Below are 24,655 nucleotides of genomic sequence, written 5' to 3'. Positions count from 1 at the left end.
ATCCAGCGGTGCCCGAAAGGCGATATCCGGGGATAATCACCCGTGCGGTGGTGCTGTGCAGGTGGAGATCAGGACGCGACGCGGCCGTGACCGGGCTCGCGCGCGGGCTCGATCTCGGCCCACACGGCGTCGAGCGAGATCTCGAGCACTGCGGCGATCGCGGCGATGGTCGAGAACGCCGGAGTCGCGACGCGACCGGACTCGATCTTGCGCAGCGTCTCGGGCGAGACCCCGGCGTCGAGGGCGACGCTCAGCATCGAGCGCTCGCCGCGGGCCCGCCGCAGCAGCGAGCCGAGGCGCTCTCCGCGTTCGAGCTCGGCGGGAGTCAGCGGCATCCGGACCATCATGATGCCCATAGTAATACCGGGATAGAATTACCGGGATAGTTATCGGTACGACACGCATCCCGCAGCACGGAGAGCAACGAGAACCATGATCGAGATCCTGACCCCCGCCGAGATCGACCGCGCCCGCGACGCCGGCGCCCTGGTCGGCAGCATCCTGCAGGCGATGAAGACGCGCGCGACCGTCGGCACCAACCTGCTCGACATCGACCGGTGGGCGAAGCAGATGATCGAGGATGCCGGTGCCGAATCCTGCTACGTCGACTACGCGCCCTCGTTCGGCCGCGGCCCGTTCGGCCACTACATCTGCACCGCGGTCAACGACGCCGTGCTGCACGGGCTCCCCCATGACTACGCGCTCGCCGACGGCGACCTGCTCACCCTCGACCTGGCCGTCACACTCCGCGGCATCTCGGCCGATGCGGCGGTCAGTTTCATCGTGGGCGAGACGCAGGCCCCCGCGGACCTCGCGCTGATCGACGCGACCGAGCGTGCGCTCGCCGCCGCCATCGCCGTCGTGCGACCCGGCGCCCGCATCGGCGACATCTCGCGCGCGATCGGCACGGTGCTGCGCGCCGACGGCTACCCGATCAACCTCGAGTTCGGCGGCCACGGCATCGGGTCGACGATGCACCAGGACCCGCACGTCGCCAACGACGGACGCCCCGGCCGCGGCTACATCCTGCGCCCGGGACTGCTGCTCGCGCTCGAGCCGTGGGTCATGGCCGACACGAAGGAGCTCGTGACCGATGCCGACGGCTGGACCCTGCGCAGTGTCACCGGATGCCGCACGGCCCACACCGAGCACACCGTCGCGGTGACCGAGACCGGCGCCGAGATCCTCACGCTCGCCCGCTGAAAACCACGGTCGAGCGGTGCGAGGGGAGCTCGAAACTCCCACCCCACGCACAGGCTAACGATATATCGTTGACTATCGCTCACCACTTCTGGGAGGTCATCATGAACAACGCATTCCCCTCGAACCCCTTCGGCGGATCCGGCTTCGGCTCGGGCCCCGGCGGCCCTGCATCGGCGATCTTCGACGCCATGGAGCAGCTGCGCAAGTCCTTCGAGTCCCGCCCGAGCGGCGGCTCCCGGATGGCCCGCGGCGACGTGCGCGCCGCGGTGCTCTCGCTCCTCGCCGAGAAGCCGATGCACGGCTACCAGATCATCAACGAGATCGCCGAGCGCAGCGGCGGATCCTGGAAGCCCAGCGCCGGATCGGTCTACCCGACCCTGCAGCTGCTCGCCGACGAGGGTCTCATCACCGCTGACGAGCAGAACGGTCGCAAGACCTACTCGCTCACCGTCGCTGGTCGTGACGTCGCGCACGAGTCCTCCGCGACGCCCGCTCCGTGGGAGTCCTCCGCCGAGAAGGACGGCCACCGCACCGATGCCCGCTTCAGCGCACTGCCCAAGGCCGGGGTCGACCTTGCCGCGGCAGCCGCACAGGTGGGTCGCAGCGGCAGCCCCGAGCAGGTGCAGAGTGCGATCGACATCCTCGATGACGCTCGCCGTAAGCTCTACACGATCCTCGCTCAGGACTGACCGACGACAGCAGCAAAGGACCACCGATGACGGATGCCGCGGCGCAGGGCGCCCATCGCGCCCGATACCGACGCATCCTGGCCTTCGCCTCGCGCGAGTTCGCCAAGATCTGGTGGTTCGAACTGGTGCTGCCACGCTTCGGGTTGCGTTCGATCGCCGAGCGCACCCGGGCGTCGCGCATGCAGAAGTTCGCCCGGCGCTTTCACGGCCTCGCCGTCGAGCTCGGTGGACTGATGATCAAGGTCGGTCAGTTCATGTCGTCGCGACTCGACGTGCTGCCGCCCGAGATCACGGCCGAGCTCGAGGGCCTGCAAGACGAGGTCCCGGCCGTGCCGTACCCCGCGATCCGCGCCGCCGCAGAGGCCGAGTTGCGGATGCCGCTGAGCCAGGCCTACGCGTGGTTCGACGAGAATCCGGTGGCCGCGGCATCCCTCGGTCAGGCGCATCGCGCCCGGCTCTCCGCCGCCGATGCCGCCGACACGGGGCTGAGCGACGTGATCGTGAAGGTGCAGCGTCCGGGCATCGACGAGATCGTCGCGGTCGACCTCGCCGCCCTCCGCCGCGTCGGCAAATGGCTCACCCGCGTGCGCATCGTCGCCGATCGCGTCGACGCCCCCGCGCTCGTCGAGGAGTTCGCCTCCACGAGCCTCGAGGAGATCGACTACCTGCACGAGGCCGCCAGCGCCGAACGGTTCCGCGAGAACTTCGCCGACGACCCGCACATCGACACCCCCGAGATCGTGTGGGAGCGCTCGACGCGACGCGTGCTGACGCTGTCGGACGTCACGGCGATCAAGATCAACGACATCGACGCGCTGCGCGCCGCCGGCATCGACCCGTCCGAGGTCGCCGACGCGTTCGCCGAGGTCATGTTCGACCAGGTGTTCACGCACAGCTTCGTGCACGCCGACCCGCACCCGGGCAACATCTTCGTGACGCCGGTCGAGTTCGCGGAGGATGCCGGGGGCCGCAACTTCCGCCTGACATTCATCGACTTCGGCATGATGGCCGAAGTGCCCGCGAGCCTGCGCGCCGGACTCCGCACCCTGCTGATCGCGGTCGCCGCGCGCGACAGCCGCGGACTCGTCGCCGCAGCGCAGGAGATCGGCGTGCTGCTGCCGTCGGCCGACACGGGCGAACTCGAACGCGCACTCTCCACCCTCTTCGCCCGCTTCGGCGGCATGGGCTTCGCCGAGCTCAGCAGGGTCGACCCGCGCGAGCTCACCGCCTTCGCCGACGAGTTCGGCGACATGGTGCGCTCGCTCCCGCTGCAGCTGCCCGAGAACATGCTGCTGCTCATCCGCGCGGTCTCGCTGACCTCGGGTATGTGCAGTGGTCTCAACCCGGCGTTCAACGTGTGGGATGCCGCCGAGCCCTACGCCGGTCGCCTGCTGCGTGACGAGACCGGCAACGTGGTGCAGGATCTGACCTCGCGCGCCATGGAGACCGCGAACGTCACCATGCGACTGCCGCAGCGCATCGACGACGTCATCAGCCGCATCGACGACGGCACCGTCTCGTTCGACACCTCACGTCTCGAGCGTCGACTCGACCGGCTCGAGGGTCTGGCGCGCCGCATCGGCTCGGGCGTGCTCTTCGCCGCGATGCTCGTGGGCGGCGCGCTGCTCGTCCCGACGATCGAGCCGCTCGGCATCACGCTCATCTGCGTCTCAGGCCTGCCGCTGCTGCACTCCGTGTTCGCGGGCATCGGACGGCGCCGCCCGCGCTAGCGCGCCCGGCTCAGTCCCAGCAGCTCAGTCCCAGCAGCTCAGTCCCAGCCAGATCAGTCCCGCGTGCGATCCACGCGGTCCGTGCCCTCGGCCGCCGCCGTGATGCGTGCCGCCATGCCCGCGAAGATGAACCCGTGGAACGGCAGCACGGCCAGCCAGTAGAGTCGCCCGCCGAGCCCTCGCGGGAAGAACACGGCCCGCTGCTCGTAGCGCGCGCCCTTCTCGGTCGCGATGGCGCGCAGCTCGAGCCACGCGGCTCCGGGCACCTTCATCTCGGCGCGCAGTCGCAGCAGACCCGCCTGCTCGTCGTCCGAGCCGGGCTGCGAGGCCGCCTCGACGCGCCAGAAGTCGATCGCGTCGCCCACCCGCGCGGCGGTGCGACTGCGGCGTCCGCGACGGAGTCCGACGCCACCCACCAGTCGGTCCATCCACCCGCGCACGGCCCAGAGGAACGGCGAGGAGTACCACCCGTTCTCGCCGCCGATGCCCACGATCACGCGCCACAGGTCGTCGACCGTCGCCTTCGTGTCGAGCGAGCGGGCGTCGGTGAACGCGGTGCGCCCGGCCCACTCGGGGTCGCTCGGCAGCGGATCGCTGGGTGCGCCCGACACCTCGGAGTCCTGCCAGCTGGTCTCGATCGTGTCGGCGGCGCCGCGGCCGAGCGCCATGGCCACGGCGCGGCGATACGGCGTGAGCCCACCCTCGGGGCGGGGGATCAGGTCGTCGACCGCGTGATCCTTCACGACGCACTCGTTCTGCAACGATGCGACGAGCGGACGCGCGATCGACCGCGGCACGGGGGTCACCAGGTTCACCCAGTGCGAGGCGAGCCCCGGCGTGAGCACGGGCAGCGCCGCGATCGCGCGCTGCGGCAGCCCGGCCTCGAGCGCGTAGCCGTTCATCATCTGCCCGTAGCGCAGCACGTCGGGTCCGCCGATGTCGACGGCTCGGTTCACGTCGTCGTCGACGCGTGCGGCACCGAGCAGATAGTGCAGCACGTCGCGGACGGCGATCGGCTGGATGTGGTTGCGCACCCACTTGGGCGCCGGCATGTAGGGCAGCACGTCGGTGAGGTGGCGGATCATCTCGAACGAAGCCGAGCCCGATCCGATCACGACGCCCGCCTGCAGCACCAGCGTCGGAACGCCCGATGCGAGCAACGTCTCGCCGACCTGCACCCGTGAGCGCAGGTGCGGCGACAGCTTCGCGTCATCCGGGTGCAGTCCGCCCAGATACACGATCCGGCGCACTCCGGCCGTCACGGCGGCCTCGGCCACCGCGCTGGCCGCCGCGTCATCCGTCTCCTCGAAGCCCTTGCCCGCCGTCATCGAGTGGATCAGGTAGTAGACGACGTCGACGTCGCGCATGGCCTCGGCCACGGCATCCGGATCATCGGCCGACCCCTCGACGATCTCGCAGTCGGCGCCCCAGGGGAACGATGCCGCCCTGGCCGCGTCGCGCACCAGCGCCCGCACCCGGTAGCCCGCGTTCAGCAGCCGCGGAGTGAGCCGCCCGCCGATGTAGCCAGTGGCCCCCAGCACGAGCGCGCGCGGAGTGCTCCCATCGGCGCGCGGCACCGCTCGAAGGTTCTCTTCGCGGCCGGTGGGCTGTGTGAGCTCGGTCATGTGTTGAGCGTAAGCCCGGGGTGCGACAGGGGGCCGGTTCGTCGTGAATCCATCCCGCCGATAGGGTCGGAGCGTGACCTCCGCCGAATCGATTCGACGCCTCGATCCCGACCGCGCCTCACGGCGTGCGCGACTCGCCGTGTCGGCCCTGTTCCTGACGAACGGGGCGCTGTTCGCCAACATCCTGCCGCGCTATCCCCAGATCAAATCCGCGCTCGGGCTCGACAACGCCGGCTACGGACTCGCGATCGCGGCGTTCCCGGCGGGAGCGATCGCCGCGGGGCTGCTCGCCGCGGTGCTGATCCGCCGATTCGGCTCGGCCCGCATCGCCGTGATCGGCACCGTGCTGACCGCCCTCGGTCTGCTGTCGGCCGCGCTCGCCCCGTCGGCTTTGCTGTTCGCAGGCGCACTGCTCATCGGCGGAGCATCCGACGCCATCACCGACGTCGCCCAGAACGCCCACGGTCTGCGCGTGCAGCGTCGCTACGGCCGCTCGATCATCAACACCTTCCACGCCATCTGGTCGATCGGCGCGGTGCTCGGCGGCGGCATGGCGGCCGCAGCGATCGCACTGCAGCTGCCCCTCGGCGTGCACCTGGGCATCTCGACCGCGGTGTTCGCGCTCGTGGCGTTGCTCGCGCTGCGCCTGTGCCTGCCCGGTCGCGACGATGACGACGATGACGACGCTGACGACGCTGACGACGCTGACGACGCCGATCCAGACGCGGACCCCGGCACCGACTCCGACGCCCGCGCCACCGCCGAGCCCGCCGAACTGGCGGGCGCCCTGCGCCGCGTCGTGACTCCGCGGCTGGTCATGATGCTGATCGCCCTGACGCTCATCGCCATGGCCGGCGCCGTGGCCGAAGATGCCGGCAACTCCTGGGCGACGCTGTATCTCGCCGAATCCCTCGGAGCGGCAGCCGCCATCGCCCCGCTCGGATTCATCGCGCTCGTCGGCGCGCAGTTCGTCGGACGGATGCTGGGCGACTCCTTCACCGACCGATTCGGGCAGCGCGCCGTGGCCCGTGTCGGCGGGCTGATCGCCGCCACCGGCATGACGCTCGCACTGCTGTTCCCCAGCGTGCCCGGCACGATCGCGGGCTTTGCGGCGGTCGGCTTCGGCATCGCGACCCTCATCCCCGCCGCGATGCATGCCGCCGACGAGCTGCCAGGGCTCCGCGCCGGCGTCGGGCTGACCATCGTCTCGTGGCTGCTGCGACTGGGTTTCCTGCTGTCGCCGCCGTTCGTCGGGTTCATCGCCGAGACCGAGAGCCTGCGCGCCGGACTCATCGTGGCCCCGGCCGCCGCGCTGGTCGCCGTGCTGCTGGCCGGAGTCCTCGAGGGTCGACGACCTCGGGCATGATGCGCCTTATTCCCGTATACGTATTCCAACGGTGAACATTCCGGGAACATAGGCTTCCCTAAGTCGACTGCATACGTATACCATCAGCGTCATGGGACACTCTAAGCATCGGGCACTGCCGGCTCTCGCACTCGTAGCCGTGGGCATCGTCGCCCTCACCAGCTGTGGTGCGGGCTCCCGCACCGACAACGAAAACTCGACGACGGTGTCGTGTGACTACACGGCTCCTGAAGGCGACACGACGGTCAACGTCCTCGCCTACAACTCCTCCGCGATCGACCCCTTCACCGACACGATGGTGTCGAGCTGCTCGAAGGACGGCGTCACGCTGAAGCACGACCCGATCGACTTCGGCGGCCAGGTCACCAAGACCACGGCCACGCTCGCCGGCGAGACCGGCACCTACGACATCATCGAGACCTACGGATTCGTCATCCCGGGCTTCGGCGAGGAAGAGAAGCTCGTTCCGCTGAACGACCTCTGGGACAAGTACGCCGACGACTACGGCCTCGGCGACATCAGCGAGTCGATGGTCGAGGGCATGTCGTACGACGGCGACATCTACGCCATCCCCATGCAGGCCCAGATGTTCGTGATGGCCTACCGCACCGACGTCTTCGAGGACCTCGGCCTCGAGGTCCCGACCACCTTCGACGAGATGATCACCGCGGCCGACGCCATCAAGGCCGCCGGCCTCATGGAGTACCCGATCGCGCTGCCGTGGCTCGCCACCGCCGACGTCTCCACCGGATTCCAGGGAGCGATGAACTCGCTCGGTGCCGACTTCGTCTCCGCCGACGGCGAGGTGACGCTCGACACCCCCGAGGCCAAGCAGGCCGTCGAGGCGATGCTCGCGCTCAAGCCCTACATGGACCCGCAGGTCACCACCTTCGACCAGCCCAAGGTGCAGCAGCAGATGTTCAACGGCACCGCGGCCATGTCGATCATGTTCTCGGGCCGCATGTTCGACCTGACGCTCGAGACCAACTCGAAGCTGTTCGAGAACTTCGGCTTCGCGCCCGCTCCGAAGGTGACCGCCGACGCGGAGTACTCCTACAACCGCCTGTCGATCGACGGCTGGTCCATCCCCTTCAACACCAGGCTCGACCACGACATGCTGTTCGTCATGATGGCGTCCGCTGTCAGTGAGGACGCATCGAAGGCCTCCGTCCCCGCCGCCTACCCGGCGCGTGAGGGAATGGTCACCGACGAGAACTCTCCCTACGGTTCTGCCGCCAACGATTCGATCGCCAGCGCCATGCCGCCGATCGTGTCGCCGATCATCGCCGACATCACCAACGAGATCCGACCGATCCTGGTCTCGGTCCTCAACGGACAGATCCCGGTCGACGACGGACTCGCCCAGATGCAGGCCGCAGGCGAGAAGATCGCCGGCTGACCACCCCCGACCGTCCATGACTGTGGCCTGAGCGCGAGTTCAGGCCACAGTCCGTCCAAGGGAGGACGCAAATGAAGGCACGCGAATTCTGGCTGCTCTTCTTCCCGAGCCTGCTGGTGATGGGTGCACTCCTCGTGCTCCCGCTGGTGCGCACGGTGCAGTGGAGCTTCGAACAGGTTCGGTACGGCTCGCCCGGCACCTTCGTCGGGTTGGAGAACTTCCGCGACGCTCTGACGGACCCCCGGTTCCACAAGGCGGTCCTCTTCACGATCGCCGTCACCGTGGTCACCACGGTCATCCTGCTGGTGTTCGGGTACATCATCGCCACCGGCATCAACCGCATCACCACGTCGCGGCCCCTCGTGCTCGGCATCATGCTCGTCTCGTACGTGCTGCCGAACCTCGTCGGCGCCGTCGCCTTCTCGTGGCTCTTCGACGACAACTTCGGCGGGGTCGTGAACCGCCTGATCGGGTTCTTCGGCGGATCACAGGTGCTCTGGTTCACCGACCAGGTGCCCAACGCGATCCTCGTGATCGCGAACACCGTGTGGCACATGCTGCCGTTCGCGATGCTCATCATCCTCGCCGGACTCCAGGGTGTGCCGAACGAGCTGAAGGAGGCCGCCAAGATCGATGGTGCCAACGGCTTCCAAACGCACATCAACGTGATCATCCCGACGATCCGTGGCGTGCTCGGATTCGTGACGCTGATCACGATCATGGATGTCCTGCGCATGTTCGACAACCTCATCCCGCTGTCGCCACAGGCGCAGAACATCGGGAACGAGTCGATCATGCTCTACGTCTACTCGGTGGCGTTCGCCGACGGCGCCGAGAACCTCGGTCTGGGCAGTGCGATCAACGTCCTCACCATCCTCCTGATCCTCATCATGCTGATCCCGTTCATCCGGGGCATCTTCAAGGAAGCGAAGGCCGAACGATGAGTCTCACCTCCGCAGAACTCTCGACGAGGGCCATCGTCACCGGCGGCGGACCCAAGCGTCGTCGCACCGGCATGCGTCGTCCTCCGGTCATCACCGGTCTGCTGCTCGGCATCCTCTGCATCGTCATGCTGAGCCCGTTCATCTGGATGACGCTGTCGGTCACCAAGCCGACCGACGTCGCCTTCTCGAACCCGCCGGTGCTCTGGGACTACCAGCCGACACTGCAGGCGTTCGTCGATCTCTGGCAGACGACCTACTTCGCCGACTACCTGGTCAACACCCTCGTCGTCGCCGTGGTCTCGACCACGCTCGCGCTGATCATCGGCATCCCGGCCGCGTACGCACTGTCGCGGTTCCCGAGCTACGTCTCGGCCCTGCTGCTCGTGGTCGCGCTGATCTTCCGTGCGCTGCCCCGCTTCGCCGTGGTGCTGCCGATGTACGACATCAGTCGGGCGCTGGGCATCTACGACACCACGTTCGCGCTGGCGATCGCCCTGGTCGCGATCAATCAGCCGTTCACGATCTGGCTGCTGCGCAACTTCTTCGCCGAGATCCCCAAAGAGCTCGACGAGGCCGCGATGATCGACGGCTGCACGAGGATCGGGATGCTGCGCCGCGTCATGATCCCGCTGATGGGTCCCGGCATCCTCACCGCCGGCATCTTCGTGTTCCTGTTCGCGTTCCAGGAGTACCTGACCGCGCTCGTGCTCACCGACACCTCGTCGAAGACCGTGCCGGTGTTCATCGCCACCCAGCTCGGGCAGACCCTGCCGATGCTGCAACAGGCGGGAGCCGCGTCGATGCTGCTCACCATCCCGGTGTTCGTGATCGCGTTCGTCGCGCAGAAATACCTTGTCGCCGGACTCGCAGACGGTGCCGTGAAGGGCTGACATGCCACCGCTGGTGCTGCTCGCCGGCATGAACTGCACGCACGACCTGTGGGCGGATGCCGGGCTCGACCCCGTCATCCGCCCCACGCTCGACCACGACGACATCGACGCGCAGGTTGCCGCCCTGGGCGCGGAGCTGCCGGAGCGCTTCGTGCTCGTCGGGCATTCGCTCGGGGCGATCGTGGCGATGGCGCTCGCCGTCGCCGCGCCCGAACGTCTCGTCGGGCTGTGCCTGGTGTCGACCAACGCGAAGGCGCCGGCCGAGGCACAGCGCGACGGCTGGCGGGACTGGCTCGCGCGGCTCGACCGGGGGGCTGAGCCGCGCGAGCTGCAGTCGAGCATCATGCCGGCGCTGCTCGGACCCGACGTCGTACGGGATCGGCCGGACCTGGTCGAGCGCACGCTCGCGATGGGCGATGCCACGGGCGCGACGCGGCTGCGGGCGCAATTGCACCTGCAGCTCAGTCGGCGTGATCTGCTTGCGCGGCTTCCGGTGGTGTCGACGCCCACGCTGGTGGTGTCGGGGCTGGACGACGTGATCTGTCCGCCGCACTTCCACACCGAGATCGTGACGCAGCTGCCCGATGCCCGACTCGTGACGCTCGACGCGGGGCACCTGCTGCCGCTCGAGCGCCCGGACGCCTTCGGAGCGCTGGTGCGGTCGTGGGCTGCCGGGGTCGCCGGGTCCTAGCCTGCGGAGTTCGCAGACCCCGCGAGCTCGCGCAGATGCCGCATGAGCGACGACGCGAGGTTGTAGACCACGAGGTCAGCGCCCGCGGCGAACGCGGCATCGGCGGCCGCGCGCGTGCCGACGATGTCCATGCGCAGCGACCCCGCCTCGGCGAGAGCCGCATGCACGGCGGCGATCGCCTCGGGCACCGGTGTGTCATCCGCTCCCGAGCTCGCGGCGAGGTCGGCCGGGCCGACCATGATGCCGTCGAGCCGCGGGGTGGCGATGATCGCGGCGGCGTTCGTGACGCCCCGCGGCGACTCGATCATGCCGAGCACGAGTGTGTCCTCGAGCATCCGGTCGCGGTGCGCTCCGGGGGCGTCCTCGCCGAAGCGGCCCGCGCGGCTGTAGGTGGCGAATCCGCGGGAGCCCGCCGGCGGGTACAGCGACGCGTCGACGAGGGCCGCCGCGTCGTCCGCCGTGTCGAGGTGCGGGGCGAGGATGCCCTCCGCGCCCTGATCCAGCACGCGCAGGATCTGTCCGCGATCGCCCTCGCCGACCCGCACGATCGCCGGCACCCCGTGCACTGCGGCGACCGCGATGTGCTGGCGCAGCGCGATGACGTCGGCCGGGCCGTGCTCGCAGTCGATCAGCACGAAGTCGAACTCCGCGACGGCCAGCATCTCGACGAGCTCCTCCGACGGCATCCGCAGCAGCGCACCGATCAGCTTCTCGCCCGCGAGCGCGCGCTGCCGCAGCGAACCCCGCGAACCCGGCGAAGCCTGCGAACCCATCACGCCACCATCCCGGCCGACAGATCGACGTCGGCACCGCACATGCCGGGCATCGCCAGCATCGCGAGCACGGCCGAACCCACTTCGGCCTCGGTCACCATGCGTCCCAAAGCTGCGCGCGACACGAAGGCCTGCTCCGCGTCATCCGCCGTGGTGCCCGATCTCTCGGCCTCGAGCCGGAAGTTCCGCTCCATGCGCGGCCCCTGCACGGGTCCGGGAGAGAGCGAGTTCACCCGCACGCCCGCCGGTCCCACCTCGAACGCGAGCGTCGAGGTGAGCCCGATGACGGCCATCTTCGACGCCGCGTACGGGGTGCGATGCGCGAGCGGACGCTTGCCCGAGACCGAGGCGACGTTGATCACGTCGCCGTCGCCGCGCGCGACCATGCCCGGCAGCAGCGCCCTGCAGAGCAGGAACGTGCCGCGCACGTTCACCGCGAACACCTCGTCCCAGTCCTCCACGCCGATGTCGGTCAGCGCCGCGACGGGGCCGGGGATGCCGGCGTTGTTCACCAGGATCGAGACCTCGGTGTCGTCGAGCGCTGTCCGCAGGGCGTCGACGGATGCCGCGTCCGACACGTCGCACGCGACCGCCCGTGCCCGCGAGCCGAGCTCGGCGACGACCCCGGCGAGCTTCTGCTCATCGCGCCCGACCACGATCACGTCGGCACCGGCGGCGTGCAGCGCCCGGGCGATGGCCGCCCCGAGTCCGCTGCCGCCGCCGGTGATCACGGCATGCCGACCGGCGAGGTCGGTCATCGTGCGTCCGCGCCCGAACCGACCGCGGCGTGGCTCTCCTGGATCCAGTCGAACTCCGTGCCGGCGTGGCGCCAGGCGCGTGCATCGCCCGAGCGGGCGTGCCCCTCGAACAGCTCTACGCGGGCAGCGCGACCGCAGACGGCGCCGAGCTCGGCTGACGACTCGGTGTTCTGCACCTCCTGGTAGGTGACGGTGCGCAGGTACTTGCCCACCCAGAGACCGCCGGTGTAGCGGGCGGCGCCGAGCGTGGGAAGCACGTGGTTGGTGCCGATCACCTTGTCGCCGTACGAGACGCACGTGTTCTCGCCGAGGAACAGGGCGCCGTAGTCGTGCATCTTCGTGAGCGCCTCGCGCGGGTTCTGCGTGAAGATCTGCACGTGCTCGAACGCGAAGGCATCGGCGATCCGGTACGCCTCGTCGAGGTCGTCGGCGACGATGACCTGGCCCCAGTCGCGCCAGGCGGGGCCGGCGTAATCGCGCGTGGGCATGCCGGGGAGGATCTTCTCGATCCAGTCCATGACCTCCTCGGCGAGCTTCTGCGAGGTGGTGACCAGCACGGCGGGGGAGTCGGGTCCGTGCTCGGCCTGCGACAGCAGATCGACGGCCGTGAAGAACGGGTCGGCGTGCTCGTCGGCGACGATCAGGATCTCGGTGGGACCGGCGAACAGGTCGATGCCGACCTCGCCGAAGAGCTGGCGCTTCGCCTCGGCCACGTAGGCGTTGCCGGGTCCGGCGATCATGTTGACGGGCTTGATGGTGTCGGTGCCGACGGCCATCGCGGCCACGGCCTGCACACCGCCGAGGATGTAGATCTCGTCGGCACCGGCCATCTTCATGGCGGCGACGGTCGCGGCGGGGATCTCGCCGCGGATGGGCGGGGTGCATGCGACGACGCGCTCGACGCCGGCGACCTTGGCGGTGATGATCGTCATGTGCGCGGATGCCGTGAGCGGGTACTTGCCGCCGGGGATGTAGGCGCCGGCCGCCTGCACCGGCACGTGCTTCTGCCCGAGGAAGACCCCAGGCAGCGTCTCGACCTCGATGTCGACCAGCGAGTCGCGCTGCGCCTGGGCGAACCGGCGCACCTGCGACTGCACGAACTCGATGTCGGTGATCACCTGGGCGGGGAGCGTCCCGATGATCTCGTCGACCTCGGCGTCAGAGAGCCGGTACGAATCGCGGCTCCAGTTGTCGAACTTCTCGGCGTACTGGCGCACGGCGGCGTCGCCGTTCTCGCGGATGTCGCCGATGATCGACCGCACGCGCTCCGCGACGTCCTGCTGAGCGGTGTCCGCGAACGTCTTCGTCGGCGCGGTCTTCAGGTGCAAGGGCATGGCCCGTCCTTTCGTTGCATACGTATGTGCTGATTATGACCGCGTATGCATTCCGGCGTCAAGAGCAGTAGAATTCGTCGAATCGAGGGGGAGGCGTCAGATGGTCGTCACGAGTCGTGATGTGGCCCGCTTGGCGGGTGTCTCTCAACCGACCGTGTCGCGCGCGCTGCGCGACGATGCGCGTGTCTCGGATGCGACCAAGGTGCGCGTGCGCGAGGCGGCTCAACTGCTCGGCTACGTGCCCAGCGAGGCCGGCCGGGCACTGTCGTCGGGACGTACGCGGCGCATCGGTCTGCTGCTCACCGATCTCGACAACCAGTTCTACTCGCACATCATCGCTCCGGTGCATCGTGAACTCGAGGCGCTCGGCTACCAGCTCATGCTGCACACCGAGTCGGCCGACAACGGCACGATCGTCGAACGTCTGCTGGCGAACGGCCTCGACGGGGTCATCCTCGCCACCACCACCGTCGACTCGGTCGCGCCGCTGCGCCTCAAGGACCGCGGTCTGCCGTTCGTGTACTTCAACCGCACCGGCTCGCTGGTCGATGCGGATGCCACCGTCGTCGATCCGGTTCCGGGGTACCGCGAGGCCGTCCGCCGCGCTGTCGAACTCGGGCACCGTCGCGTCGGAGCGGTGCTCGGACCCAGCAACACCAGCACGGCGCAGAGCCGCGAGACGGCGCTGCGCGAGGCGCTCGTCGCGCACGGCCTCGCGCTCGCCGAGAGCGACACCCGCCGCGTGCCCTACGGCGCCGTCGAGGGTGAGGCCGCGGCATCCGAGATCCTCGCCGCCGACGACCGTCCGACGCTGTTGTTCTGCGGCAACGACGTGGTGGCCTACGGCGCGCTCAACGCCGCCCACCGGGCCGGTTTGCGCGTGCCCGACGATCTCTCGATCATCGGGTTCGACGATCTGCCCGAGGCAGCCTGGCCGATCATCGACCTCGCGACCGTCGGCTACGACATCGCCGGAATGGCGCGGGCGGCGGCCGACCTGATCGTGCGCCGCATCGAGGATCCGGATGCCGCGCGCGAGAACTCCCGCTTCGAGTCGGTGTTCGTGCCCCGGCGCACCCTCGCCCTCGCGCGCGCGGTCTGACCCGCTCCGCCGCCATGATGACACCGTGTGCGCTGGGACGACTCTTGCATTGCTCTGTGCATACGCATACACTGGCGAAAACGAAGCCCGTGATCACGGATGAACCGCGGGCTCGCATCTCGAAGGAGTGAAAAGCGTGTCTCTCGACCCGGTCGCCTACCTGCCGTACACCGACCCCGACGACTTCATCCGTGAAGTCACCGACCTGATCTGGGTCGATCGATCGATCCACTACATCCGCGAGAACTACGAGCCCGACTCGATCGTGCACGGGGCCTACGGCACCTCCACGAACCGCGACGAGGTCATCGAGGGCACGCTCATGCGCATCTCGGCGACGCCCGACCGCACCGGCCAGGCCGCCGACGTGATCTGGGAGGCCCGCGGCGACGACGCGTTCCTCAGCTCGCACCTGGTGATGTCGGGGCACCTGCAGACCTCGGCCCACAGCTTCACCATCGCCAACTGCCTGTACCGCCGGGGTCGCATGGTCGAGGAGTGGGTCGTGCGCGACTCGCTCGCCGGTGCACTGGAGAACGGGGCTGACGTCGACGAGCTCGCTCGGGCGCAGGCCTTCCGCGGTTACACGGGTTCGTGGACCGAGCCGGCCCCGGCCGACCCCATCGCCCGGGGTGACTCGGGCGTCCGGCCCGACGACCACCGCTCCGAGGTCGAGACCGTCATCGACATGATCCAGACGGTCTGGAACGATCGCGACCTGCAGAAGGTCGAGAAGTTCTTCCACCGCGACCTCGTGCTGCAGACCGTCGGCAACAAGATCGTCATCCGGCCCGAGGGCTACCGCCGCGCGCTGCTGCACTTCCTCGAGGCCTTCCCGGGCGGGCAGTTCGAGATCCGCGACATCCAGACCAACTACGACGTGCGCTACGCGGGCCTTCGCGTCGCCGTGACGTGGAAGTTCACCGGCGCCTACAACGGCAAGGCCAATTACGGGCCCCTCACCGGCAAGCCGGTCGACGTGCTCGGCATCTCGCAGTTCACGTTCCACAACGGCGCCCTCGTCAAAGAGGTGCGGCTGTGGGACGACATCGCCCTCCGGGCCCAGATCGCCGGCATGCGCGGCGACGAGCCGGTCGGCCCCACCAACATCTACTGATCAGCACTGATCGACACGTTTTCAGAAACAGGGAGAAGAAGAAATGACCGACGTCATCGTCGACAGGGAAGTCACCGTCGACAGCACCGAGATCGAGCGACGGACCATCCGGAAGACGGACTGGGTCCCCTGCAACTCGGCCTTCATCGACTGCCGCACCCCGGGGTCGGACCGCAAGGAGAACTACGCCTTCATCGGCGCCGGAGTCTCGCAGAACGCGAACCAGTACGTGAACCTCGAAGAGAACCACGGGTTCAACACGGGTGCCGCGGGCATGCCCAACGGCATCTCGAACAACCTGCACCTGCACTTCACGGCCGAGGTGTTCATCAACCTGGGCGGCGAGTTCCGGCTGCGCTGGGGCGTCGACGGCAAGCAGGGCGAGTACATCAGCCACGACGGCGACATCGTGACGATCCCCACCTGGATCTTCCGCGGATTCACCAACGAGGGTCCCGACGAGGGCATCCTGTACACGGTGCTCGGTCGTGACGACAACGGCGGCATCATCTGGGGCCCCTCGGTTCTCCGCGAGGCCGAGTCGTACGGACTCCACCTCACGGCAGACAACCGTCTGATCGACACGGTCGCCGGCGATGTGCTCCCCGACGACGTCGCGCTCATCACCCCGATGAAGCAGCACTACATCGACGAGCTCACGACATTCACGGTCGAGGACATGCGCTCGCGCGTGATCCAGCCGGGCGACCGCAAGTACTCTGCTGCGGCGCTGCTGTGCGCCGCGGTCGAGGGCGGCCGCGTCGAACTCGCCACCGCGATCGGCTACGGCATGTCGGAGAACCGCCGCCAGGTGCCCAACGTGCACGAGCCCCACTCCTTCAACCTCGCGTGGGTGAAGGCCGAGCCCGGTCAGGGCGTGCTGCGTCACCGCCACGACAAGACCCAGGCCCTGCTGTTCAAGACCGGCCGCTGGGAGGTCACCCTCAACGGCGACCCGTCGACGACCGTGAACCTGGGCCCCGGCGATGCCTTCTCGGTACCCGAGGGCGCCTGGCGCTCGTACACCTGCGTCGAGGGTGACGAGACCGGCTCCGGCACGGTGCTCGTGATCAACGCGGGCGACGACCGCGTCTACCTCGAGTGGGCCCCGGAGGTCGTCGAGGCCGCCGCCGCCGCGGACTGGACGATCGACCCCAACGGATACCTGGCGCCGCTCGGCGTGATGGTCACCGCCACCGAGGACGACTGACCACCGCGGACGACTGACCACCGATGAACGAGTACACAGGAGCGCGAGGGGCGTCCGGCCCCTCGCGCTCCCGCGTGTCTGCTGCCGCGGCGTCTCCGGCTGTTTCGCCGGATGTGCCGGCCGCGGAGATCCGCGCCATCGCCCTCTCTCCCGAGATCGTGCTCGGCGACGTCGACGGCAACCTCGCCCGCATTCGCGACGCCGTCTCGGCCGCCGCCCGCCGCGGTGCGCAGCTGATCGTGCTGCCCGAGCTCGCGACCAGCGGGTACGTCTTCACCGATCGCGCCGAGGCGTGGGCTGCCGCTCTCGACGCGAGTGACCCGCGCTGGGCGACGGTGCAGGAGCTCATCCCGACGGATGCTGTCGTGGTCGTCGGCTACGCGGAGAGCGCGGGGGATTCACTCTTCAACACGGCCGCCGTGCTCACGCGCGATGCGCGCCTGGCCGACTATCGCAAGGCGCACCTGTGGGGTGCCGAAACGCTGCTCTTCGACCGCGGGTCCGAGGCCGGGCTCGTCGTCGACGCACCTTTCGGACGGCTCGGGGTCGCGCTCTGCTACGACAACGAGTTCCCCGAAGTGCCGCGTCGCCTCGCGCTCGCCGGCGCCGACATCCTGGCGCTGCCGGTGAACTGGCCGCTCGTGCCCAGGCCCGAGGGCGAGCATGCACCCGAGTTGATCCAGGCCATGGCTGCGGCACGCTCGTCACGGCTGCCGGTGGTGATCGCCGACCGCTGGGGCTCCGAGCGCGGGGTCGACTGGACCGACGGCACGGCCATCATCGACGAGCAGGGCTGGATCGTCGCGTTCCGCGCCGTGATGGGGGCGACCGCCGTGCTGTCGCTCACCGCCGTGCGCGAGAAGTCGCTGCCGCCGCACAACCACCTCTTCGACGACCGCCGCGCCGACCTGTACTGACCCCGCCGAGCCGGGGTCAGCCGAGCGCGGTGCGGCCCTGGTGTTCGGGCAGGCGTTCGCGCAGCATCCGCTCTGCCAGTTCGGCGAGCCGCTGGGTCGCGGGCGAGAGCAGCATCCCCTCGCGCTGCACCAGGGCGATCGTGTCGTGCATCGGCTCGGCGAAGGCGAAGGTGCGGATGCCGGGGGCGAACCCCTCGGACTCGGCGATCGACCGCGACACGATCGTGTCGGCCGTGCCCGCCGCGACCAGGCTGAGCGCGGTCTCGACGTGCTCGACCTCGACCGCCGGCTCGATGGTCAGCCCCTGCAGTCGGGCGCGCTCGAGCAGTTGACGCCGCGTGGGGTCGTCCCACCCGGCGAACGCGTCGTAGAGCACGAGCTTCGCCGCGGCGGCCTCGTCGATGGTGACCGACCCCGCGTCGGCGGCCCGAGTGGCCGAGGCGTACAGCACCTCGTCGCGGAAGAGCGGGCGCACCTCGAGGCCGTCCTCGTCGATCGGCAGCACGACCAGTCCCGCCTCGAGCTCGCCGCTCGCGATCGACCGGGCGACGTGCGCCGAGTTGATGCCGACCAGCCGCAGGCGCACGTTCGGATGCCGGTGGTGGAACGTCTCGGCGAGATCCGCGAGGGCGTAGTACGCGGCGTTGCGCAGCACCCCGAAGGTGCACGTGCCGCGGTCGAGCGAGGTCAGCGCCTGGATCGTGTCGATGCCGTTCTGCACCGCGCTGACGGCCTGGGTCGCGTGGGGGCGCAACTCCAGCGCGGCGGCGGTGGGCACGAGGCGACGGCTGCCGCGGGTGAACAGGGTGACGCCGAGTTCGCGCTCGAGGCGGGCGACGAGTTCAGACACCGAGGCCTGGGTCATGGCCAGATGCGTGGCCGCGGCGGTGAAGGAGCCGTGCTCGAGAGCGGCCAGGAACGCGGTCAGCTGGGTGATGGTCACAGCCAATGGTAAACCCGATGCTTCGCCTCGGATGATATGGCTTGTCGCATGGCTGGCCGCGACCTAGCCTGTCGTGCATGCTCTACTCCTCCGCAGTCCTCGCCCAGCACGAGGGCGCCTTCCACCACCTCAAGACCCCGCTGATCGACGCGCCGGCCGCCCAGCGCGACCCCGCCGTCATCGAGACCGTGACCCGGATGCTCGCCGACATCCGCGAGCGCGGCATGGACGCCGTGCTCGACTACGCGCGAAAGCTCGACAACTACCAGGGCACCGACATCGAGCTCACGGCCGAGCAGATCGCGTCGAGCGGCGATCGCCTCGCTCCCGACCTCCGTGCCGCGATCGAACTCGGCGCCGAGCGCACGCAGGCGTTCGCCCGGGTGTCGCGGGAGCACCTGACCGACTTCGAGACCGAGCTGGTTCCCGGCATCGTGACGGGGGCGAAGTACATCCCCGTCGCCCGCGTCGGCGCGTACCTTCCCGCCGGGCGCTTCCCGCTCACCGCGAGCGCCTTCATGACGGTCGGCGTCGCGAAGGCCGCCGGGGTCCCGACCGTGATCGCGTGCACCCCGCCGCAGCCCGACGGTGCGGCCAATGACGCCGTCGTCTACGCCGCGCACCTCTCGGGTGTCGACCGCGTGTTCGTGATCGGCGGCGTGCAGGCGCTCGCCGCGATGGCATACGGACTGCTCGGCGACCTCCCCGTCGACATGCTCGTCGGTGCGGGCAACGCGTTCGTCGCCGAGGCCAAGCGTCAGCTGTTCGGCACGGTCACGATCGACCTGCTCGCCGGCCCCAGTGAGGTCGCCGTGATCTCAGACGAGACCGCCGACCCCGAGATCGTCGCCGCCGACCTGCTCGGTCAGGCCGAGCACGGACCCAACTCCCCGGCCGCCCTCGTCACGACGTCAGAGGAGCACGGACGCGCGGTGATCGCCGCGATCGACCGGCAGCTCGAGACGCTCGCCACGGCCGAGATCGCCGGGGCCGCATGGCGCGACTACGGCATGGTCACCGTTGCGAAGGACCGCGAGACCGCCGCGGCGCTCATGGACGACCTGGCGCCCGAGCACCTCGAACTCATCACCGCCGACGACGCCTGGTACCACGAGACGCTTCGCAACTACGGCTCGATCTTCCTCGGACCCTGGAGCACGGTCGCGTACTCCGACAAGGGCATGGCCGGCACCAACCACGTGCTGCCCACCGCCGGCGGCGCGAAGCACAGCGCCGGGCTCTCGGTGTCGCGCTTCCTCAAGCCGCTCACGTATCAGCGCATCACGCGCGAGGCGACGCCGCAGCTGGCCAACGCCGTGCAGGTCATCTCAGACTCCGAGGGGATGGCCGCACACAGCGCCACTGCGACGCTGCGTCTCGCTGCGTTCGAGTAGTCCGCGGCGCCGGCATCCCCATTCCGGATCCGGAATGGGGATGCTGAGACTCAGGGAGCCGTGTAGCCGCCGTCAACCAGGTGGTAACTGCCGGTGATGAAGCTCGCGGCGTCGCTCGCAAGGAACGCGATGAGGTTGGCGACCTCGTCGGCCTGGCCCAGGCGTCCGATCGGGTGCTTGCTCACGAGGAAGTCGCGGGCCGCGGCATCCATCGTCGCGAGCAGCGGGGTGTCGATGAAGCCGGGGCCCACCGAGTTCACGCGCACGCCCTGCGCCGAGTACTCGAGGGCGGCGGACTTGGTCATGCCGACGACCGCGTGCTTGGCCGCGACGTACGCGGGCGAGTTCGCGAAGCCGACGCTGCCGAGGATCGATGCGATGTTCACCACGGATCCGCCGCCGTTCGCGAGGATCGACGGGATCTGCGCCTTCATGTTGCGGAAGACCGCGTTGAGGTTGATCGCGATGACCTTGTCCCACGCGTCGTCCTCGTACTCGGCGGTGGGGGCGGATGCTCCGCCGATGCCGGCGTTGTTGACGCCGATACGCAGCGGCGCGAGGGTGTTCGCGAGTTCGACAGAGGACGCGATCCAGGCCACGTCGGTCGCATCGCCGACGGATGCCTCGGCGGTGCCTCCTGCGGCGCGGATCTCGTCGACGACCGCGTGCGCGTTGTCGGCGTTGAGGTCGTTGACGACGACGGATGCGCCGTTCTGTGCGAGCAGGAGGGCGGTCGAGCGACCGATTCCGCTGCCTGCTCCCGTCACGATCGCCGAGCGGTTCGAGACGTCGTACTGAGCCACGGGTGACTCCACTTCCGGGCGGGCACGGGGCCGAAAGATCTTTCCGGACGGTCCGTCCTTCTCTCCAGCCTACGCCCGAATCGTGGGGGATGGATTCATGTGGATGGAGTTCGCGAACACCTCTTGACACACACCCCGTGCAGGCATAACGTACAACCAAATGGTTGCACAAAGAGAACTGAGCGAAGCGGAGGTCGACCGTGTGTTCCACGCATTGGCGACGTCGACCCGGCGCGACATCCTGCGCCGGACGATCGAGCGGGAGCAGTCCGTCTCGACCCTCGCCTCTGAATACGAGATGTCGTTCGCCGCGGTGCAGAAACATGTGGCCGTGCTCGAAGCCGCGAACCTCATCGTCAAGCGCGCCGAGGGACGCGAGCGGCTCGTCCGCGCGAACCCCGAGATGATCGCCCGCGCCAGGGCGCTCCTCGCCCGATACGAAGAGCTGTGGCGGTCGCGCATCGCCCGACTCGACGATCTGCTCGCCGAGCCCGAGAAGCCCGAGAACACCCAGAACACCCCACGACAAGAACAAGGAGACTGACAATGCCTGTCACCGACGTCACCACCGATGCCGAGAACCTCACCATGACCGTGATCGCCGACCTGGCCGCGCCGATCGAGCGGGTCTGGGCTGCATACAGCGACCCGCGCCAGCTCGAGCGCTTCTGGGGTCCTCCCGGATGGCCCGCGACCTTCCGCGCCTGGGAGCACACCGTCGGCGGACGCGCGCTCTACACGATGCACGGCCCGCGCGGCGAGACCCCGTCGGGAGCGTGGGAGTTCCTCTCGATCGACGCCCCGCACGGCTTCGACGTGATCGACTCCTTCGTCGACGACGACGGCACCGCGATCCCCGACCTGCCCGCGATGCGGATGACCTTCCGGTTTGAGTCGACCGCCGAGGGCACCCGCATGGTCAACGTCAGCCACTTCGACTCGGCCGCCGCGCTCGAACAGGTCGTCGCGATGGGCGCTGTCGAGGGCACGACGATGGCGATGTCGCAGCTCGACGCCGTGCTGCAGGACCTGCGCGAGTACGCGCAGGGCAAGGGCACGCAGGTCGAGAAGCTCGACGACACGCATGTGCGCATCACGCGTCTGATCGAGGGGCCGCGCGACCTGGTCTGGCGTGCGCACAACGACCCCGAGCTCATGAAGCAGTGGCTGCTCGGACCCGACGGCTGGGAGATGACGGAGTGCACCGTCGCGACCGAGGTCGGGCAGAGCTACATCACCTCGTGGGCGCCGGTGGGCGACACCGAGGGCGAGCCGTTCGGCTTCGAGGGCGAGGCGCTGCTGATCGACGCCCCGCGCCGTGCGGTCAACACCGAGCGGATGATCGGGATGCCGGTCGAGACGCTCAACGACCTGAACCTGTACGAGGAGGACGGCGCGACCCTGATCACGCTGTACATCGAGTACCCCGACAAGGAGACGCGCGACATGATCCTCGCCACCGGCATGGCCGACGGCATGGAGACCTCGTACGCGCGGCTGGAGCGGGAGCTGCTCGCCGTCTGAGCGGAGTGCGCGCGCGTGGTGCGCGCCGGTGCGCGTGCACAATTCAGCAAGAACCGGCCGATCCCCCGAGGATCGGCCGGTTCTGGCGCGTTGCGGCCGTTCTTGCTGAGTTGTGAACGCCGACAGTCGGGCACGCGCGCGCGAGGCGGGATAAAGTGGCGGAACGATGAGGATCACTCGCCGCACTCTGCTTCTGGGCGCCGGCGCCGGGGCTGTCTCGGTGCTGCTGGCCTCGTGCACCCCCGAGCCGACGCCCGGCCCCTCCCCGTCGCCGACCGCGACGCGAACCCCCGAGCCCGAGGTGGGCGTTCCCGTCCCGACGGCGACAGTGCGCAGTGCGTGGAGCACCGACCCGTTCTCGTGGGGCGCCGCCAGCTTCACCCCGGTCGGCGTGATCGCCGGCACGCGGACGGCTCTCGCGGCGCCGGTCAGCGACCGGCTGTTCTTCGCGGGCGAGGCGACGGATGAAGACGAACCGGGCACGATGCGCGGGGCGATCCGCTCGGGCGAACGCGTCGTCGACGAGATCCGCGAGCTGGCGGACGACGGTGAACGGATCGCCGTCGTCGGCGCCGGACTCGCCGGAGCGACCGCCGCCGCGCGACTCGCGAGCGCCGGCATGGAGGTCACGGTCTTCGAGGGCCGCGATCGCGTGGGCGGACGCGTGCAGTCGGTCACGGGCGAGGACTGGCCGATGCCGGTGCAGCTGGGCGCCTGGCTGTTCGGCGAGGCCGACGCCGACCTGCTCGACCGTCTCAGCGGAAGCGAGGTCGGCATCGTCGATCTCTCCGGCGCGCAGTGGCTGTCGCCCGAAGGTGAGGTCGAGCCCGTCGCGGCCGAGCCCCTGCAGGCCGCCGTCACCGCGGCTCAGGCCGGCCCCGAAGACACCTCGCTCGCCGACGCGCTGACCGCGGCGGGTGTCGACCCGGCCGATCCCGCGACCGCCGCGCTGCTCGCGCTGCTCGCGACGCACACGGGAGCCGACGCCGACCGGCTTTCGAGCTGGTTCCCGCCGGCGCTCACGTTCGGCGAGCAGCAGGCGGCCCGCGACACCCTCGCTCCCTTCATCGATCAGACCCTCGACGGCGTGAGGGTGGGCCTGTCGTCGACGGTCGCCGGACTCGCGTACGACGACAGCGGCGTGAGCGTGCGGCTCGGCACGGGCGAGGCGCTGTCGTTCGATCGCGTCGTCGTGACCGTCCCGCTGGGCGTGCTGCAGCAGCAGGGCATCGAGTTCGAGCCGCCGCTGCCCTTCGCGAACCGCGGCGCGATCGCCGCCCTGGGTATGGGGGCCATCGAGACGATCTGGCTGCAGTTCGACGAGCCGTTCGGAGAGTCGGATGCGGCGCTCTGGCACACCGTCGTCAGCGACGCGCTGATCCGCACCTGGGTGAATCTGCGACCGGCGACCGGCGAGAACGTGCTGGTCGGCATCGTCGGCGGTTCGGCCGCCGAGGAGTTCGCTGAGCTGGGGGAGGCCGAGGCGGTCGAGGCCGCGCTCGCGTCCTTGCGTGTCTACGTCTGAGCGACGGCCTGGCGTGACCGCTGATCGGCGCGTCGTCGGTGCGGCTCCGGCATCCGGCTGATCCCGACCATCGCCGTCGCGACCACTGCGAACGTCGCCAGCGCGATGCCCGACGACATCAGGAACTCCGAGGGCCCGCTCACCTGCCGCGGGTCGAGGAAGTAATAGGGGTACCAGCCGATCAGCGGACCGCGGATCATCGTGAACGCCCCCCAGATCAGGGGGTACACGAGGGTCACGGGGATCACGCGCCACGGTACGGTGCGGTGGCCCGGCGCCAGCGCCCACGCGATGACCGTGCAGGCCGGCAGCCAGAAGTGCAGCACCTGATCGGACCACGGCACGTCGATGCGGATGCCGCGCAGCCCCGCCTGCCACACCAGCAAAGCGAACACGAGGCCGGCCGTGATCGTCCAGGTCAGCACCAGTGCGAGCGAGATGGTGAGCCAGCGCGGGTCGCGTTCGCGTCGCAGGGCGACCACGCCGGCGGCGATCAGCAGCGCGACGAACATGATGTTGGACTGGTTGGTGAGGTACGCGAAGAAGTTCTGGCTGGCGATGGTGTTCGACGCCAGGCCCCAGCTCAGCCGATGGATCAGCGCGACCAGGCAGAGAGCGGCCGCGCTCAGCCGGAGCAGGCCGAAGACGGTACGCGCCTTCACCGCTGCGTCGCCGCCGTCCATGCCATCAGCCGAGTCTACGGACGACCGCCGGAGCA

The 24,655-nt window shown here is 69.3% G+C and carries 24 protein-coding genes; 16 read left to right on the top strand and 8 right to left on the bottom strand.

The window, feature by feature from the left end; translation table 11 throughout:
- Positions 1-68: 68 nt before the first annotated feature.
- The gene (locus AC2D10_RS10440) at positions 69-344 is read right to left on the bottom strand and encodes a helix-turn-helix domain-containing protein (RefSeq protein WP_484711843.1); all 276 of its coding nucleotides are present in this window, start codon (positions 342-344) and stop codon (positions 69-71) included.
- A gap of 88 nt (positions 345-432) precedes the next feature.
- Between AC2D10_RS10440 and map the strand changes: the two genes are divergently transcribed.
- The 3 genes from map (at position 433) to AC2D10_RS10425 (ending at position 3,622) form a co-directional block, all read left to right on the top strand.
- The gene (gene map, locus AC2D10_RS10435) at positions 433-1,203 is read left to right on the top strand and encodes a type I methionyl aminopeptidase (RefSeq protein WP_484707606.1); all 771 of its coding nucleotides are present in this window, start codon (positions 433-435) and stop codon (positions 1,201-1,203) included.
- Positions 1,204-1,304: 101 nt separating this feature from the next.
- On the top strand, positions 1,305-1,892 hold the full coding sequence (locus AC2D10_RS10430; protein ID WP_484707605.1) for a PadR family transcriptional regulator: 588 nt from the start codon (positions 1,305-1,307) through the stop codon (positions 1,890-1,892).
- Positions 1,893-1,918: 26 nt separating this feature from the next.
- Positions 1,919-3,622, top strand: a complete 1,704-nt coding sequence (locus AC2D10_RS10425) for an ABC1 kinase family protein (RefSeq protein ID WP_484707604.1) — start codon at positions 1,919-1,921, stop codon at positions 3,620-3,622.
- A 53-nt stretch (positions 3,623-3,675) separates the two neighbouring features.
- Here AC2D10_RS10425 and AC2D10_RS10420 read toward each other — a convergent pair whose 3' ends face one another.
- The gene (locus tag AC2D10_RS10420; RefSeq protein WP_484707603.1) at positions 3,676-5,247 is read right to left on the bottom strand and encodes an SDR family oxidoreductase; all 1,572 of its coding nucleotides are present in this window, start codon (positions 5,245-5,247) and stop codon (positions 3,676-3,678) included.
- A 73-nt stretch (positions 5,248-5,320) separates the two neighbouring features.
- Here AC2D10_RS10420 and AC2D10_RS10415 point away from each other — a divergent pair, with 73 nt between their 5' ends.
- The 5 genes from AC2D10_RS10415 (at position 5,321) to AC2D10_RS10395 (ending at position 10,537) form a co-directional block, all read left to right on the top strand.
- The gene (locus AC2D10_RS10415) at positions 5,321-6,613 is read left to right on the top strand and encodes an MFS transporter (RefSeq protein WP_484707602.1); all 1,293 of its coding nucleotides are present in this window, start codon (positions 5,321-5,323) and stop codon (positions 6,611-6,613) included.
- Between the two features lie 91 nt (positions 6,614-6,704).
- Positions 6,705-8,012, top strand: a complete 1,308-nt coding sequence (locus AC2D10_RS10410; protein ID WP_484707601.1) for an ABC transporter substrate-binding protein — start codon at positions 6,705-6,707, stop codon at positions 8,010-8,012.
- Between the two features lie 71 nt (positions 8,013-8,083).
- A complete protein-coding gene (locus tag AC2D10_RS10405) occupies positions 8,084-8,956 on the top strand; it encodes a carbohydrate ABC transporter permease (protein ID WP_484707600.1) in 873 nt (290 codons plus the stop codon).
- Positions 8,953-9,846, top strand: coding sequence for a carbohydrate ABC transporter permease (locus AC2D10_RS10400; protein WP_484707599.1), 894 nt, complete (start codon positions 8,953-8,955; stop codon positions 9,844-9,846). Before AC2D10_RS10405 ends, AC2D10_RS10400 begins: the two co-directional genes overlap by 4 nt.
- Position 9,847: 1 nt before the next feature.
- Positions 9,848-10,537 carry an alpha/beta fold hydrolase gene (locus tag AC2D10_RS10395; RefSeq protein WP_484707598.1) on the top strand — a complete coding sequence of 230 codons (690 nt, stop codon included), beginning with the start codon at positions 9,848-9,850 and terminating at the stop codon, positions 10,535-10,537.
- Here AC2D10_RS10395 and AC2D10_RS10390 read toward each other — a convergent pair.
- Genes AC2D10_RS10390 through hisD (AC2D10_RS10380) form a run of 3 tightly spaced genes read right to left on the bottom strand, consistent with a single transcriptional unit; the run spans position 10,534 to position 13,402 of the window.
- The gene (locus AC2D10_RS10390) at positions 10,534-11,310 is read right to left on the bottom strand and encodes an HpcH/HpaI aldolase family protein (RefSeq protein WP_484707597.1); all 777 of its coding nucleotides are present in this window, start codon (positions 11,308-11,310) and stop codon (positions 10,534-10,536) included. The genes AC2D10_RS10395 and AC2D10_RS10390 overlap by 4 nt on opposite strands.
- Entirely contained in the window at positions 11,310-12,068 is a 759-nt protein-coding gene (locus AC2D10_RS10385) for an SDR family NAD(P)-dependent oxidoreductase (RefSeq protein ID WP_484707596.1), read from the bottom strand. The genes AC2D10_RS10390 and AC2D10_RS10385 overlap by 1 nt, the downstream gene beginning before the upstream one ends.
- Positions 12,065-13,402 (bottom strand): histidinol dehydrogenase, encoded by a 1,338-nt coding sequence (gene hisD, locus AC2D10_RS10380; RefSeq protein ID WP_484707595.1) that lies wholly within the window; start codon positions 13,400-13,402, stop codon positions 12,065-12,067. The genes AC2D10_RS10385 and hisD (AC2D10_RS10380) overlap by 4 nt, the downstream gene beginning before the upstream one ends.
- A 100-nt stretch (positions 13,403-13,502) precedes the next feature.
- Between hisD (AC2D10_RS10380) and AC2D10_RS10375 the strand changes: the two genes are divergently transcribed.
- From AC2D10_RS10375 to AC2D10_RS10360, 4 genes are all read left to right on the top strand, one after another.
- The gene (locus AC2D10_RS10375; RefSeq protein ID WP_484707590.1) at positions 13,503-14,504 is read left to right on the top strand and encodes a LacI family DNA-binding transcriptional regulator; all 1,002 of its coding nucleotides are present in this window, start codon (positions 13,503-13,505) and stop codon (positions 14,502-14,504) included.
- Positions 14,505-14,640: 136 nt separating this feature from the next.
- Positions 14,641-15,621, top strand: coding sequence for a nuclear transport factor 2 family protein (locus tag AC2D10_RS10370; protein WP_484707587.1), 981 nt, complete (start codon positions 14,641-14,643; stop codon positions 15,619-15,621).
- A 43-nt stretch (positions 15,622-15,664) separates the two neighbouring features.
- A complete protein-coding gene (locus tag AC2D10_RS10365) occupies positions 15,665-16,831 on the top strand; it encodes a cupin domain-containing protein (RefSeq protein ID WP_484707584.1) in 1,167 nt (388 codons plus the stop codon).
- Positions 16,832-16,854: 23 nt separating this feature from the next.
- Complete coding sequence (locus tag AC2D10_RS10360; protein ID WP_484707582.1) at positions 16,855-17,748, top strand: nitrilase-related carbon-nitrogen hydrolase; 894 nt, start codon at positions 16,855-16,857, stop codon at positions 17,746-17,748.
- A gap of 16 nt (positions 17,749-17,764) precedes the next feature.
- On the opposite strand, the gene AC2D10_RS10355 is transcribed toward AC2D10_RS10360, so the two are convergent.
- Positions 17,765-18,691 carry a LysR family transcriptional regulator gene (locus AC2D10_RS10355; RefSeq protein WP_484707579.1) on the bottom strand — a complete coding sequence of 309 codons (927 nt, stop codon included), beginning with the start codon at positions 18,689-18,691 and terminating at the stop codon, positions 17,765-17,767.
- Between the two features lie 77 nt (positions 18,692-18,768).
- Between AC2D10_RS10355 and hisD (AC2D10_RS10350) the strand changes: the two genes are divergently transcribed.
- A complete protein-coding gene (gene hisD, locus AC2D10_RS10350) occupies positions 18,769-20,085 on the top strand; it encodes a histidinol dehydrogenase (RefSeq protein WP_484707577.1) in 1,317 nt (438 codons plus the stop codon).
- Positions 20,086-20,135: 50 nt separating this feature from the next.
- Here the strand turns inward: hisD (AC2D10_RS10350) and AC2D10_RS10345 are convergent, their stop codons facing one another.
- Positions 20,136-20,888 (bottom strand): SDR family NAD(P)-dependent oxidoreductase, encoded by a 753-nt coding sequence (locus tag AC2D10_RS10345; protein ID WP_484707574.1) that lies wholly within the window; start codon positions 20,886-20,888, stop codon positions 20,136-20,138.
- Positions 20,889-21,048: 160 nt separating this feature from the next.
- Between AC2D10_RS10345 and AC2D10_RS10340 the strand changes: the two genes are divergently transcribed.
- The 3 genes from AC2D10_RS10340 (at position 21,049) to AC2D10_RS10330 (ending at position 23,937) form a co-directional block, all read left to right on the top strand.
- Positions 21,049-21,432, top strand: coding sequence for an ArsR/SmtB family transcription factor (locus tag AC2D10_RS10340; protein ID WP_484707572.1), 384 nt, complete (start codon positions 21,049-21,051; stop codon positions 21,430-21,432).
- A 2-nt stretch (positions 21,433-21,434) separates the two neighbouring features.
- The gene (locus AC2D10_RS10335; RefSeq protein WP_484707570.1) at positions 21,435-22,412 is read left to right on the top strand and encodes an SRPBCC family protein; all 978 of its coding nucleotides are present in this window, start codon (positions 21,435-21,437) and stop codon (positions 22,410-22,412) included.
- 166 nt (positions 22,413-22,578) lie between these two features.
- Entirely contained in the window at positions 22,579-23,937 is a 1,359-nt protein-coding gene (locus AC2D10_RS10330; protein ID WP_484707568.1) for a flavin monoamine oxidase family protein, read from the top strand.
- Here AC2D10_RS10330 and AC2D10_RS10325 read toward each other — a convergent pair.
- Entirely contained in the window at positions 23,928-24,620 is a 693-nt protein-coding gene (locus tag AC2D10_RS10325) for a Pr6Pr family membrane protein (protein ID WP_484707567.1), read from the bottom strand. The two genes, AC2D10_RS10330 and AC2D10_RS10325, sit on opposite strands and share 10 nt — an antisense overlap.
- Positions 24,621-24,655: the final 35 nt, after the last annotated feature.

The organism is Microbacterium sp. PI-SA-G (genome assembly GCF_057215335.1).
This window is presented reverse-complemented; position numbering and strand designations above follow the sequence as displayed.